This is a genomic window from Pseudomonas akapageensis (assembly GCF_011355085.1).
GTDB lineage: Bacteria > Pseudomonadota > Gammaproteobacteria > Pseudomonadales > Pseudomonadaceae > Aquipseudomonas > Aquipseudomonas akapageensis.
Genome location: NZ_VXCP01000016.1, coordinates 123,364 through 137,519, shown reverse-complemented (window position 1 = coordinate 137,519; position 14,156 = coordinate 123,364). Strand labels below are relative to the sequence as shown.

The 14,156-nt window shown below is 60.0% G+C and carries 13 protein-coding genes; 9 read left to right on the top strand and 4 right to left on the bottom strand.

Annotated elements, in window-relative coordinates:
• Window positions 1-147: 147 nt before the first annotated feature.
• Window positions 148-3,057, bottom strand: coding sequence for an aminotransferase (locus F2S13_RS12565; protein ID WP_166361158.1), 2,910 nt, complete (start codon window positions 3,055-3,057; stop codon window positions 148-150).
• Between the two features lie 246 nt (window positions 3,058-3,303).
• On the opposite strand from F2S13_RS12565, the gene rfbB reads away from it, so the two are divergent.
• The 7 genes from rfbB to F2S13_RS12530 are packed head-to-tail and all read left to right on the top strand — an operon-like array spanning window position 3,304 to window position 10,381.
• A complete protein-coding gene (rfbB, locus tag F2S13_RS12560) occupies window positions 3,304-4,386 on the top strand; it encodes a dTDP-glucose 4,6-dehydratase (protein WP_166361156.1) in 1,083 nt (360 codons plus the stop codon).
• Window positions 4,383-5,258 (top strand): glucose-1-phosphate thymidylyltransferase RfbA, encoded by an 876-nt coding sequence (rfbA, locus tag F2S13_RS12555; RefSeq protein WP_166361154.1) that lies wholly within the window; start codon window positions 4,383-4,385, stop codon window positions 5,256-5,258. Before rfbB ends, rfbA begins: the two co-directional genes overlap by 4 nt.
• Window positions 5,255-5,800: a dTDP-4-dehydrorhamnose 3,5-epimerase gene (gene rfbC, locus F2S13_RS12550; RefSeq protein ID WP_166361152.1), complete on the top strand. Its 546-nt coding sequence runs from the start codon at window positions 5,255-5,257 to the stop codon at window positions 5,798-5,800. The genes rfbA and rfbC overlap by 4 nt, the downstream gene beginning before the upstream one ends.
• A complete protein-coding gene (gene rfbD, locus F2S13_RS12545) occupies window positions 5,797-6,672 on the top strand; it encodes a dTDP-4-dehydrorhamnose reductase (RefSeq protein ID WP_166361150.1) in 876 nt (291 codons plus the stop codon). The genes rfbC and rfbD overlap by 4 nt, the downstream gene beginning before the upstream one ends.
• Before the next feature lie 41 nt (window positions 6,673-6,713).
• Window positions 6,714-8,522, top strand: a complete 1,809-nt coding sequence (locus F2S13_RS12540; protein ID WP_166361532.1) for a sensor histidine kinase — start codon at window positions 6,714-6,716, stop codon at window positions 8,520-8,522.
• Entirely contained in the window at window positions 8,519-9,907 is a 1,389-nt protein-coding gene (locus F2S13_RS12535) for a sigma-54-dependent transcriptional regulator (protein WP_166361148.1), read from the top strand. Before F2S13_RS12540 ends, F2S13_RS12535 begins: the two co-directional genes overlap by 4 nt.
• Window positions 9,908-9,925: 18 nt before the next feature.
• Complete coding sequence (locus tag F2S13_RS12530; RefSeq protein ID WP_166361146.1) at window positions 9,926-10,381, top strand: YiiD C-terminal domain-containing protein; 456 nt, start codon at window positions 9,926-9,928, stop codon at window positions 10,379-10,381.
• Window positions 10,382-10,388: 7 nt separating this feature from the next.
• Here F2S13_RS12530 and cysQ read toward each other — a convergent pair whose 3' ends face one another.
• The gene (gene cysQ / locus F2S13_RS12525; RefSeq protein ID WP_166361144.1) at window positions 10,389-11,222 is read right to left on the bottom strand and encodes a 3'(2'),5'-bisphosphate nucleotidase CysQ; all 834 of its coding nucleotides are present in this window, start codon (window positions 11,220-11,222) and stop codon (window positions 10,389-10,391) included.
• The gene (gene nudE / locus F2S13_RS12520; protein ID WP_166361142.1) at window positions 11,219-11,785 is read right to left on the bottom strand and encodes an ADP compounds hydrolase NudE; all 567 of its coding nucleotides are present in this window, start codon (window positions 11,783-11,785) and stop codon (window positions 11,219-11,221) included. Before nudE ends, cysQ begins: the two co-directional genes overlap by 4 nt.
• A 91-nt stretch (window positions 11,786-11,876) precedes the next feature.
• Here nudE and yrfG point away from each other — a divergent pair, with 91 nt between their 5' ends.
• Entirely contained in the window at window positions 11,877-12,539 is a 663-nt protein-coding gene (yrfG, locus tag F2S13_RS12515) for a GMP/IMP nucleotidase (RefSeq protein ID WP_166361140.1), read from the top strand.
• Window positions 12,540-12,636: 97 nt separating this feature from the next.
• Here the strand turns inward: yrfG and lysM are convergent, their stop codons facing one another.
• Entirely contained in the window at window positions 12,637-13,077 is a 441-nt protein-coding gene (lysM, locus tag F2S13_RS12510; RefSeq protein ID WP_166361138.1) for a peptidoglycan-binding protein LysM, read from the bottom strand.
• Between the two features lie 146 nt (window positions 13,078-13,223).
• Here lysM and F2S13_RS12505 point away from each other — a divergent pair, with 146 nt between their 5' ends.
• Window positions 13,224-14,111, top strand: coding sequence for a LysR family transcriptional regulator (locus F2S13_RS12505; RefSeq protein WP_166361136.1), 888 nt, complete (start codon window positions 13,224-13,226; stop codon window positions 14,109-14,111).
• Window positions 14,112-14,156 lie beyond the last annotated feature (45 nt).

Sequence of the window (14,156 nt, the reverse complement as noted above, 5' to 3'; positions counted from 1 at the left end):
GACCCGGTGGCGCTGGACTTCGATCTCGACGATGACGCCTTTATACTCGATAAAAATCGACATTGAAAGGCGAAAAACAAAATGTGCAGGCGTAAAAAAGCCGATTAAACCGATAACAATCGACTTAACCGGCTTTTCCGTGGAGTGTTACAAGTCCTCTGACAGCACTTTTGCCACGCTGTCGACGAAGTGGTCCACACTCTGGCGGGTGGTGCACATCGGCGGCTTGATCTTGAGAATGTTGAGGTAATCGCCGGTCGGCTGCATGAAAATCCCCAATTCACGCAGGCGGTTGCACAAGGCCGCGGTCTCTTCAGTGGCCGGCTCCAGGGTGGCGCGGTCGCGAATCAGCTCAAGGCCCAGGTAAAAGCCGGAGCCGTGCACCGCACCCGCCAATGGATATTGATCGACCAGCGCCTGCAGGCGCTCCTTGAAGTAGCCGCCGACGACCCGAGTGTTTTCCCACAGGCCCTCCTCTTCCATGACATCGAGCACGGCCATGCCGATCCGGCAACTGACCGGGCTGCCGCCAGCCGAGGAGAAAAAGTAACCCTCGGCTTCCAGCGCTTCGGCAATTTCCCGGCGAGTGATGACCGCACCCAGTGGCTGCCCGTTGCCCATGCCCTTGGCCATGGTAATGATATCCGGCACCACGCCTTGCTCTTCGAAGCCCCAGAAGTACTCGCCCAGACGACCGTAACCCACCTGGACTTCGTCCGCGATACACGCACCGCCACGCTCGCGGACCTTGGCATAGACCTGTTGCAGGTAGCCCGGCGGCAAGGAAATCCCGCCGGCATTGCCATAGACCGGCTCACAGATGAAACCCGCGACCTGGCGTTTCTGTTCATCCAGGCGCGCAAGGGTCTCGTCGACGCTGCGCACATAGTCCGCAGTGCTGTCGGTACCGCGGAACGCACCGCGATAGGTGTTCGGAGCAGTTACCGGGTGCACCCACTCAGGCCGGGTGCTCAAGGCCTGCGGGTTATCGGCGATGGAGGTGGAAATGGCATCGGTGGCCACCGACCAGCCATGGTAAGCCTCGAGCACGCTGAGCACATCACGACCGCCGCTGTAGGCCCAGGCCAGGCGAATGGCCAGGTCATTGGCCTCGGTGCCGCTGTTGACCAGGAAAACCCGGTCCATACCCTCTGGTGCCAGCTCCAGCAAGCGCTCGGAGAACTCGGCGATGGCGGCATAGTGGAAACGTGAGTTGGTATTGAGCAGCGACCACTGGCGAGCCGACTCGGCGGCCATGCGTGGATGGCCGTGACCCAGCACTGCGACGTTGTTGAGCATATCCAGGTAGGAACGACCCTGCATGTCGATGAGGTGGTTGCGCCAGCCGCGTTCGATCTGCGGTGGAGCTTCGTAGTAGTGCTTCTGCGAGCGGGCAAAGCTGGCGTCACGGCGGGCAAGCAGATCGGCCGGGTCGACGAGCGGTTCGGCATCGCAGTCGAAACCGAGCAGTTCCCGTGGTGAAGGGCACAAGGCCAACCATGCAGCGGCGCGTGATGGGGTCGTGAACAGTGGTGGGCATATGTCGGCGTCGCGGCACAACTGCACCAGGAGCGGACCGTTGCTGTAACCCAGCCGCCGGCCTTGATTGACCGATACCTCGGTTGGCGTTTCGACGGTCACGCCCCACAGTCGTAAAGTGGCGTGTTCACTGGTCAACACCAGCGCACCATCGGCGGTTTGCTGCCAAGTCCCGGCAAACGGCGCCTGAACCAGGGTGTTAGAAGGCACATGCAACTCAACATGCAGGGCGCAGGTCTCGGGCTCCTGCGCAGTGTCTATGCGTGTACGCGACAGGCGGTACTGGCCATACAGCGAAGTTGCCAGGCCAGTTTTCCCGGCTTGCTCGCAAAGCAGGGACTGATCGATACCTTCCTGCTGCCAGTTCCCGGCTTCGAAAAATGGGCTGAGCACACCCAGGTCGACGCGAGCGAAGTCCTTTCCTGCCAACTCCGGCAACAGCGGTGCTGCGCCTTCCAGTTTCAGTGGTGGGAGCGCCATACCAACGCTTTCCAGGATGGCGGCTTCCATCAGCTCGAAAGGTACAGAGGTCGCGACATCGAAGATTTCCCATTCATGGGTCAGGTTGTCACGGCTGTAGCTATTATTCGGGTCAATGCTGACCTGCTGCTCACCACTGAGCACCAGCACGGCCGCACGCGCAACGATCAGAGGCCACAGCGCCTGCAATTCTTCCCGGGTGAGTGGATTGATCGCGTGATATGCCTGGACTGCCGGGAGGATGCGCAGCGGATCGCCCTCGGCATGATGCAGCAGCGCGGCGCAGGTCACGGACAGATCGGCGATACGCCAGGTGCGTACCAGGTCGCCAAAGTCGATAATTCCCTGCAATTGCCAATGGCGCTGGGCGTCACGCTGCCAGACGGCGTTGTCATCGGTGATATCCAGGTGAACCGCTTGCACCGGCAGATGCGCCAGCAATGGCTGCAGCCGCCCTTCTGCTTGCACGGCGGCATCGGCGATGCGGGCATTGCGCTGGGCGTCGGTGATGACCGGCAGCAGATGGTCGATCAGTGCCTGCGCATGGCGCGGGTCCCATTGCAGGGTACGCTCGAGGCCCGGGTGATCGAAATCGGCCAGCGCCTGATCGACCTTGGCGCAAATTTGCCCCAGCGCGGCCATCAGTTCAGGCCCCATGTGTTTCAACTGAGTAAGCGATTGGCCGTCGATATAGTCAAGCAGGCGTACCTGAACGGACTGCCCATTCACTGCCAATGGCAGGAGTTGACGACCCGACCGTGCCGTAATGACTGATGGCACCGGCAACCCTTTGCCCGCCAGGTGCACGAGGGCCGCATGTTGCGCCTCGAGCTCCACCGCCGCGTAGTCGCCATGACAGATTTTCAGGACAAAGCGCCCGTCGTCGCTGTCGACGCGGAAATTGAGGTCCTGCTGACTGCCCAACGAGCACAATGAGCCGCTTCGGCCATAATGTTCCTCAAGCAGCGCCCGTGCCTGGTCGATACTCACTTCAGGGCCTGGCAAACTGCAACGATGGATCAGCGTGGAGAGCAACATACAACAGCCTCGATGGTTTTTTTGAGGCTATATCGCCACTGGCCAAGGCTTTAAGCAAGTGGATTGGTTGGAAAAAGATGCAGTAGCCGACGGAGGATGACGATAAAATCACCGCTCGGGACTGTGTGCATCTTCCACAACCGCTCTATTCTGGACCTTCGACGCCGTAGGCCGACATCCAGCCCACGTCGATCTGATTACCAGGCGTAATTCGATATTTGTCCGTTTTGGAAGAAAGGCATACACATGCGAATTCTTATCACTGGCGGCGCCGGTTTCATCGGCTCGGCTCTGGTTCGCCACCTGATCGAAAACACCGAGCACGAAGTACTGAACCTCGACAAGCTGACCTATGCCGGGAATCTGGAATCACTGGCCAGCATTGCGACCAACACCCGCTACGAGTTCGTCCAGGCCGATATCGTCGATCAGCCCACTGTCAGCGCCGTGCTGGCACGCTTCGAACCCGACGCAATCATGCACCTGGCCGCCGAGTCCCATGTGGACCGCTCGATCGATGGTCCTTCGGCCTTCATTCAGACCAACATCGTCGGTACCTACAGTCTGCTCGAGGCCAGTCGCGCCTACTGGCAGTCATTGCCGCAGGAACGGCGCGCCGCGTTCCGCTTTCATCATATTTCCACCGACGAGGTCTATGGCGACCTGCATGGCGTCGACGACCTGTTCACCGAAACCACACCCTATGCGCCCAGCTCGCCTTACTCGGCCAGCAAGGCAGCCTCCGACCATCTGGTCCGGGCCTGGCAGCGGACTTATGGTTTGCCGGTACTGATCACCAACTGTTCGAACAACTATGGGCCATTCCACTTCCCCGAGAAGTTGATCCCTCTGGTGATCCTCAATGCATTGGCTGGAAAACCGTTACCGGTGTATGGCAACGGTCTGCAGATACGTGACTGGCTGTTTGTCGAGGACCATGCGCGCGCACTGTTCAAAGTCGTGACCGAAGGCAAGGTCGGCGAGACCTACAACATTGGCGGCCACAATGAGCAGAAAAACATCGATGTGGTTCGGGGTATCTGCACTCTGCTGGAAGAATTGGCTCCACAACGTCCTGCCGGGGTCGCTCATTACGCTGATCTGATCACCTTCGTCCAGGACCGACCGGGACATGACCTTCGATATGCTATCGATGCAAGCAAAATCGAACATGAGCTAGGCTGGGTACCAAAGGAAACTTTTGAAACTGGCTTGCGCAAGACTGTGCAATGGTATCTGGATAACCTGGAGTGGTGCCGTCGAGTTCAGGATGGCAGCTATCAAGGCGAACGATTGGGTTTCACTGACACCAAGGAATTGATCGCATGATGAAGGGTATTGTATTGGCTGGCGGATCAGGTACACGCCTGCATCCGATCACTCTGGGCATATCCAAGCAACTCCTGCCTATTTATGACAAACCGATGATCTATTACCCGATCTCGGTGCTGATGCTGGCTGGAATCCGCGAGATCCTGTTGATCTCCACGCCGCAGGATCTCCCCCATTATCGTCAATTGCTAGGCAATGGCAGCCAGTTCGGTGTCCGGTTCACTTACGCCGAACAACCTTCACCTGATGGCCTGGCTCAGGCCTTTTTGATTGGTGAAGAGTTTATCGGCGATGACCCGGTGTGCCTGATACTCGGTGACAACATTTTCCACGGCCAGGGATTCAGCAGCCAACTCATGCGCGCAACGGCGCAAGACAAGGGCGCTACCGTGTTTGGTTACTGGGTCAAGGACCCGGAACGTTTTGGCGTGATCGATTTCGATGACCAGGGCCGCGCCCTGTCGATCGAAGAAAAACCAGCCCAACCCAAATCCAGCTATGCCGTTACGGGGCTGTATTTCTATGACAACGATGTGGTCCAGATCGCCAAGCGCGTAAAACCTTCGCCACGCGGTGAACTGGAAATCACCGACGTCAACAACGCCTATCTACAACGCGGCGATCTACGCGTCGAACGCTTTGGACGAGGCTTTGCCTGGCTCGACACGGGCACGCACGACAGCCTGCTGGATGCCTCGCAATACGTGCAAACGATTGAACATCGTCAGGGCCTGAAAGTGGCGTGCCTTGAAGAAATTGCCTACCAGAACAACTGGATCGACCGCGAACAGCTCCTGGCCCGAGCCAAGGCATTCGGCAAGACCGGCTATGGCCAGTACCTGTACACCCTTGCGGGAGAAACCCGATGAATATCATCGCCGCTGACCTCCCTGAAGTGCTGATTATCGAACCCAAGGTATTTGGCGACGACCGCGGCTTCTTCTACGAAAGCTTCAATGCACGGGCTTTCGACGAAGCCACGGGCATCCATGTACAGTTCGTACAGGACAACCACTCCCGCTCACAGAAGGGCGTGCTACGCGGTCTGCATTATCAAATTACACATACTCAAGGCAAGCTGGTGCGGGTCACGGCAGGCGAAGTGCTGGATGTCGCAGTGGACATTCGGCGCAGCTCCCCGAACTTCGGCCGTTGGGTCGGAGTACGACTTTCGGCGCAGAATAATCGTCAGGTTTGGATACCCAAAGGATTCGCCCACGGCTTCGTCGTATTGAGCGATTTCGCCGAATTCCTCTACAAGACGACGGATTACTACACCCCCAGCGCCGAACGCTGCATCCGCTGGGACGATCCGGACCTGGCAATCGACTGGCAACTCAATGAGCCACCGCAACTTTCCGCCAAGGATCAAACGGGCAAGTTCCTGAAAGAGGCCGATCTGTTTCCATGAACCAGACTCCCTTGAAGATATTGATCAGCGGCCAATACGGCCAGGTCTCCCGCGAGCTGCAGCAGCGTTTGGGTTCTACAGCCCAACTGCATGTCCTGGGCCGCGAGCAGCTCGACCTGAGCCAGCCTGAATCCATTCGCGAGCACGTCCGGGCGATCAAGCCGGATCTGATCATCAATGCCGCCGCCCATACCGCAGTCGACCAGGCCGAGAGCGAACCAGAGTTGGCATTCGCCATCAACGCTACCGCCCCCGGCATCTTTGCTGAGGAGGCTGCACGCCTTGGGGTGCCATTGATTCATTACTCCACCGACTATGTCTTCGACGGCAGCAAATCGACCCCCTACACCGAGGCCGACGAGCCCCACCCGCTTGGCGTCTACGGCAGCAGCAAGCTGGCCGGGGAACGGGCCATCGGCGCCGTCGGCGGGCAACACCTGATTCTGCGCACCAGTTGGGTCTACTCCCTGCACGGGCGCAACTTCCTGTTGACCATGCAACGTCTGCTGCAGGAGAAACCGGAACTGCGCGTGGTTGCCGACCAGATCGGTGCACCGACCTGGGCCGGCACCATAGCCAACAGCACTTGCGCCCTTATCAAACGCTGGCGCGAAGGCAAGCCGGGCGCCTGGGGGACTTACCACCTGACCGCCCAGGGTGAAACCTCCTGGTTCGGTTTTGCCGAGGAAATCGGCCGGCACCTGCAAGCTCAAGGCAAACCCTGCGCATACATTGAGCCGATACCCTCGAGTGCCTATCCAACTCCGGCCAAGCGACCGCTGAACTCGCGCCTGGACTGCAGCCGTTTGCAGCGTGAATGGCATGTCAGCCAGCCAGACTGGTGCGAAGCGCTGCGTGAGTGCCTCGCCTAGCGCATAATGCGGCGGATCAACCCGGCGCATTTGCAATGACCATGACCCAAACCGTTCCCCGGCGTCCCCGCTGGCGCAGCCTGGCCTTGCTGGCCCTGTGCCTGGCGCCGTTGCTCTGGCCACTGCAACACCTCGCCGAGCGCTATTACCGCAGCCAGCTCACCGACCAGAACCGCCAGACGCTCGACCTCTACGTCGCCAACCTGCTCGGTACCCTGCATCGCTACGAAATACTGCCGCAGATCCTCGGTGACCTGCCGGCCTTGCGTGCGGTGCTGGCAGATCCTTTCAAGATCGAGACGCTGACCAACGCCAACCGCCTGCTGCAGGATATCGCCGCCCAGACCGGCGCTGAAGTCATGTACCTGATGGACGTGAAGGGCAACACCCTGGCCGCTTCCAATTGGGACAAACCCGACAGATTCATCGGTCGCAACTTCACGTTCCGCCCCTACTTCAAGGAGGCTGTCGCCGGTCGTCTCGGGCGCTTCTTCGGCCTGGGTACCACCTCGGGCAAGCGCGGATATTTCTTCGCAGCTGCCGTGCACGATGGCGAAAAAATCATTGGAGTGCTGGTGGTCAAGGTCGATCTGGACCATACCGAAACCCTTTGGGGCAAGACCCCGGAGCAATTGCTGGTCACCGACCACAATGGCGTGGTCGTCCTGACCTCGCGTCCCGAGTGGCGTTTTCGCGCGACCCGCCCGCTGAGCGACGAAGAACGCAGCGCAATCGTAGCTGTCCAGCCCTACCCGACCCGCGACCCTCAGCTTCTGAAGCTGGACCCCAGCGCCTGGCTGACGCAGACCCAGAGCATGCAGGAGACCGGCTGGCACGTCAGCATCCTGGCCCCCCGCACCTTGATCGATCGCCCAGTACGTACCGTAGTGGCAGTGGGTGGCGCCACCTTGCTGGTACTGATGTTGCTGCTTGGATTGATGATGCAGCGGCGCCGGCATTACCTGGATCGCATCGACCTCGAAGCCCATGGCCGGCAAGAACTGGAAAAGCGCGTGATCGAGCGCACCAGCGATCTCGAAGGGCTGAACCGCCGGCTCAAGACCGAAGTGCTCGAACGTGAACAGGCACAACAAGAGTTGGTGCGTGCCCAGGACGAATTGGTCCAGGCCGGCAAACTGTCGGCGCTCGGGACCATGTCGGCGAGTATCAGCCACGAACTCAACCAGCCACTGGCAGCCATCCGCAGCTACGCCGAGAACGCGGAAATCCTGCTGGACCACGAGCGCACGGAAGACGCCCGCGGCAACCTCAAATTGATCGGCGAGCTGACCGGGCGCATGGCCTCGATCATTGCCCACCTGCGTGCCTTCGCGCGCCGCGATCGACATGCTCCCGAGAGCGTCGCCTTGCAGCCGGCCCTCGAGGACGCCCTGGCGTTGGTGTCCCAACGACGGCGGGCCATGGCTGTCGAGCTGGTGCGTGACATGCCGGATGCAACGCTCTGGGTGCAGGCCGGCGAGACCCGCCTGCGTCAGGTCCTGGGCAACCTGCTGGCCAACGCGCTCGATGCCCTGACCGAGAAGGCCACACCCCGTACACTCTGGTTAAGTGCCGAACGCGTTGGTGACGGCGTCAACCTGTACATCCGCGATAACGGTCCAGGCTTTTCCAGCGAAGCCTTGAGCAGGGCCCGCGAGCCTTTCTTCACCACCAAGACTCGCACCCAGGGCCTTGGCCTGGGGCTGGCGATCTGCGATACCTTGATGCGGGCCCTGGGCGGCGAACTGATCCTGACCAACCATCCCCAGGGCGGCGCCCTGCTGACATTGCACCTGCGCGCCGCAACACCCGGAGCCAACCTTCAACCTCCAGAGGATCCAACCGCATGAGTACGGACCACGCCATCGACAGCAAGATCCAGGTCGTGCTGATCGACGACGACCCGCATCTGCGTCAGGCACTGAGCCAGACCCTGGACCTGGCCGGGCTCAAAGTCCTGTCGCTGGCACAGGCCCAGGGTCTGGCAACGCGCATCGAGCGCGACTGGCCCGGAGTCGTGGTCAGCGATATCCGCATGCCGGGTATCGATGGCCTGCAGTTGCTGGAGCAATTGCACGCCCAGGACACGGATCTACCCGTACTGTTGATCACCGGCCATGGTGATGTCCCGCTGGCGGTCCAGGCCATGCGCGCCGGCGCCTATGACTTTCTCGAAAAACCCTTCGCCAGCGATGCCTTGCTCGACAGCGTGCGCCGGGCCCTGGCGCTACGAAAGCTGGTCCTGGAAAACCGCAGCCTGCGCCTTGCCTTGAGTGATCGTCAGGAACTGAGTACACGACTGGTGGGGCAATCGCCCCCCATGCAGCGACTGCGCGAACAAATCGGCGCCCTGGCCGCAACCAGGGCCGATGTGCTCATCCTGGGTGAAACCGGCGCAGGCAAGGAAGTGGTGGCCCGCGCCCTGCATGACCTTTCAGCCCGACGCAACGGCCCCTTTGTTGCCATCAATGCCGGCGCCCTGGCTGAATCAGTCGTCGAAAGCGAATTGTTCGGCCATGAGCCTGGCGCCTTTACCGGTGCGCAGAAGCGGCGCATCGGCAAGTTCGAATTCGCCAATGGTGGCACGCTGTTTCTCGATGAAATCGAGAGCATGAGCATGGAGGTGCAGGTCAAACTGCTGCGTCTGCTCCAGGAGCGCGTGGTCGAGCGCCTGGGCGGTAACCAACAGATCGCCCTGGATATCCGCATCATTGCCGCGACCAAGGAAGACTTGCGCCAGGCCGCCGACCAGGGACGCTTTCGCGCCGACCTGTATTACCGCCTCAATGTTGCACCCCTGCGCATCCCGCCGCTCAGAGAACGTGGCGAAGACATCCTGATGCTGTTCCAGCATTTCGCCGATGCCGCCAGCACTCGCCACGGTCTGCCGGGCCATGCGCTGCAACCAGCGCAACGGGCAATGTTGCTGCGCCATGCGTGGCCTGGGAACGTGCGCGAGTTGCAGAATGCCGCCGAACGATTTGCTCTGGGCCTGGAACTTGAGCTGGACAATCAGGAGGCGACCAGAGGACCGGAAATCCAGCTGCCGAGCGCAAATGCTGGCCTGAGCGAGCAAGTTGAAAACTTCGAACGAGCGTTGATCGCAGCAGAACTCGCGCGCTCGCACAGTTCCATGCGCAGCCTGGCCGAAGCCCTGGGCATACCACGCAAGACACTGCACGATAAACTGCGCAAACACGGTCTGAACTTCACTTCAGGCGACGATCTGGAATAAACCTTTGGAGACCTGGGCATGAATCGCGACAGTCGCTACCTGGAGTCGCTCCTGCATACCGACATACCCCTGACCCAGGAAATGGGCGTGAAAGTGCTGAGCTGGCATGAACAACAGCTGCGTTTGCAGCTACCGCTCGCCCCCAACGTCAACCACAAGAGCACCATGTTCGGTGGCAGCCTTTATTGCGCGGCGGTCCTGGCAGGCTGGGGCTGGCTGTGCCTGCGCCTGCGCGAGGCGGCGATCGAGGACGGGCACATTGTCATTCAGGAAGGGCAGATCAGTTATCCACTGCCGGTGACCGGCGATGCCATAGCCCTGTGCGATGCACCAGATGAGAAAGTCTGGCGCAAGTTTGTTGCGACCTATGAACGCTATGGCCGGGCACGCCTGATTTTGCAGACACGGGTGACCAACATCGACAGTGACGAGGATGCGGTGAAGTTCAGCGGACAGTACGTACTGCACCGCTGAACAGATACTATCCCTTGGCCAGTTCCAGCAGCCTGGCACGCCATGGCGCCGCCGCCGGTAGCGCCAGGAAGAAGGGGTTGAGCAGTGACTCACGCGCTGGATATCTGAACGGCTGGCCATTGACCTCCAGCACCTCGCCTCCGGCCCCTTCGAGCACACCTTGTGCAGCGGCGGTGTCCCATTGCGAGGTCGGCGCCAGACGCGGATAGCAATCGGCCGAACCCTCGGCCAACAGGCAGAACTTCAGCGAGCTGCCAATATTGGCCAGCTTCAATTCGCCAAGCCCGGCACTCAAGCCTGCCAGCAATCGCTCTTGCTCGGGGCTTGAATGGCGGCGACTGGCGACAACAGTAAAGGATTCGCCCGAGGCAGGTGTCGTCCTCACACGTATAGGCAGGGCTTCACCACCGGTTTCGGAGCGCCAGGCACCCAAGCCTGCCCCGCCGAAATAACAGCGGCCGTTGGTCGGCATCGTGACAACACCGAAAACTACCCGCCCTTGCTCGATCAAGGCGATGTTGACCGTGAATTCTTCACTGCCGGCAATGAACTCCTTGGTGCCATCGAGCGGATCGACCAGCCACCAGCGCTGCCAGTTCTGACGCTCACTGAGCGCGATGCCGCAATCTTCTTCAGAAAGAATCGGGATATTTGCGTCAAGTGCCTTCAGGCCTGCCACGATCACGTGATGAGCCGCCAGATCGGCTGCCGTCACGGGTGAGTCGTCGGCCTTGGCGGTGACCGCCACATTGGCGCGCCAGAAGGGCAGGATCGCTTCGCCAGCGCGACGTGCCAGCTCGATCACGCCGGGCAACAATGGATGAACGGTGGCCAGGCTCATAGGCTGAACGCCCCACGCTGAATCAGCAGATCCCGGGCCAGGTACAGCGCCGCCAAGGCACGGCCCTCGGAGAATTGCGGATGCTGGGCCAAAGCGGCCAACTCACGCAGATTGACCCGATCTACGCGCATGGGCTCAGGCTCATCGCCTTCCAGGTGCTCCTCATACAGATCGGTGGCCAGCACCACCTGGATCTTCTGGCTCATGTAGCCGGGCGAAAGCGACAACTCGGTCAGATGCTCCAGCTGCCGTGCTCCGAAGCCGGCTTCTTCTTTCAATTCACGGTTGGCCGCCGCCAACACATCTTCGCCGGGCTCGATCAGCCCCTTGGGCAGCGACAGTTCATATTCATCAGTGCCCCCGCAATACTCTTCTACCAAGAGTGCATGCTCGGCATCGATCAGGGCCACGATCATCACCGCGCCATACCCGGCCCCTCGTCCGACGAGGCGCTCATAGGTGCGCTCGGCTCCGTTAGAGAAGCGCAATTGCACTTCTTCGACGCGAAATAGACGACTGCTGGCGACAATCTCGCGAGCAAGGACGGTAGGTTTCTGGCGCATGGGGCGGCTCCTTGGCGTGAACGGGTTACTATACCGTGGCTTACCCATGCACTGGCCACTGTTGCTCCATTACTGCTTGAGAATCTTTCGTATGCCCTCCATTGCCTGGCGCGATATCGACACCGTTCTACTGGATATGGACGGGACCTTGCTCGATCTGCACTACGACAACCATTTCTGGCTGGAGCATCTGCCCCAGCGCTACGCCGAATTGCATGGCGTCAGCCGGGCCATGGCCGAAATGGAACTGCAACCGCTGTTCGAAAGGAATGCTGGCAAACTCAGCTGGTACTGCCTGGATTTCTGGAGCACGGAACTCAAGTTGCCGGTTCGCGAGTTGAAACTTGAAACTGCTCATCTGATCGCCCTGCGCCCGGACGCCGACACCTTCCTGGCAGCAATCAAACAGGCAGGCAAGCGGGTGATCCTGATCACCAATGCCCACCGTGATTCGCTTTCGCTGAAACTGGAACGCGTCGAACTGGCGCCGTATTTCGAACGGTTGATCAGCTCGCATGACTATGGGTTCCCCAAGGAAAACCCGCAGTTCTGGAGCGCATTGAAGGACGATATCGGATTCGATCCCGCACGCAGCCTGTTTATCGACGATACCTTGCCGATTTTGCGCAGTGCCCGCGCCTTTGGTGTTGGGCATTTGCTGGCGGTGCGTGAGCCGGATAGTCGTCAGGGGCCGAAGGACACGCAGGAGTTCGAGGCGCTGGAGGATTATCGGGCGTTGCTTGAAGGGTTGTAGGATTTGATGGCCCTATCGCGGGCAAGCCCGCTCCCACAGGTAAATTATAGCGTTACCCCTGTGGGAGCTGGCTTGCCAGCGATAGGCCGAAGGCCCGCTATTCAGGAATCCGCAGAACCTGCCCCGGATAAATCTTGTCCGGATGCGAAAGCATCGGCTTGTTGGCCTCGAATATCTTGTTGTACTTGTTGGCGTCGCCGTACTCGGCCTTGGAAATGGCACTCAGGGTGTCGCCCTTTTTCACCGTGACGAAACGCGCTGCCGGTGCAGCCGGGCCAGTTACGGTGATCTGGTCATCGACCGTGCCGACGCCAGCGATATTGCCCACTGCCAACAGAATCTTCTCCTTTTCCTCCTGGCTGGCGACTTCTCCGGTTACGGTGACCTTGTCGCCGTCGACGGTAGCCTGCACATTCGGATTACCCAGCCCGACCTTGGCGATATGATCCTTGAGTTGCTCACTGGCGTTGGCATTGCCTGGCGTCAGCAAATCCAGCAATTTCTCTCCAGCTTCCTTCACAAAACTTAAAAGACTCATACCCACTCTCCTTGGTTATCAATGTCCGGAGAGAAAAGTCTAGCCAAGCCTCGAGCAATCCTCCTGCCACCCGACCAACGACGCTTTACCCGATGTGACAGCGGGCGCGCTAGAATCCGCCGCCAGCCAGCACACCCGGAGCGTAGATGGACATCAAACAACTGAAATTCCTCATCGCCCTGGACGAAACCCGTCATTTCGGCCGTGCCGCCGCTCGTTGCCATGTAACCCAGCCGACGCTGTCGATGCGCCTGCGCAACCTTGAAGAAGAACTCGAATTGCCGCTGGTCAATCGTGGGCAACGCTTCGAGGGTTTCACCGCGCCAGGGGAGCGTGTGCTGGCCTGGGCCCGTTCGGTGCTGGCGGCTTATGACGGGCTGCATGCAGAAGCTGCAGCCTGTCGCGGGCACCTGGTCGGTACTCTGCGATTGGGCGTGGTCCCTCTCTCGAGCTTCGATCCACTTCCCATGCTGCAGCGCCTGCACCAGCAGCACCCCAACCTGCGATTCGAGTTGAGCTCGCTGAGCTCGGAACAGATCCTCGAACAACTGGGGAGCAATCGCCTGGATATCGGGGTTTCATACCTGGAGCAGTTGGACAGCGAACGCTTCGAGTCTCTGACCCTGAGCGAAACCCACATGGGCCTGTTGTTTGACCAGCGCCATTTCGAATTCGGCGAGCAGGCGCTCAGCTGGGAAACCTTGACCGAACTGCCACTGGGATTGCTCACCAGCGGCATGCACTTTCGCCAGTCCATCGATCACAACTTCCATAGTCGTGGCCTGAACCCGAAACCACTGTTACAGACCGACGCCGTTCATCAATTAGTCCAGGCGGTACATGGCGGGATGTGCTGCGCGATCATGCCGCTGGAAGGCGGCCTCGACGCGCTGACCGAACATTTGCGCCTGCAACCGATCGAACAGGCCAGCACCTTGGCCCCACTGGGCCTGATCATGCGCCGCAGCGCCCCGCGATCGGCCCTGGCCGAAGCCTGTTTTGCTCTCTATCAGCAATCCATGGCAGATTCTTGATCGACGCCATCTATCAAGGCATCAGTACTACCAATTAGACGATAC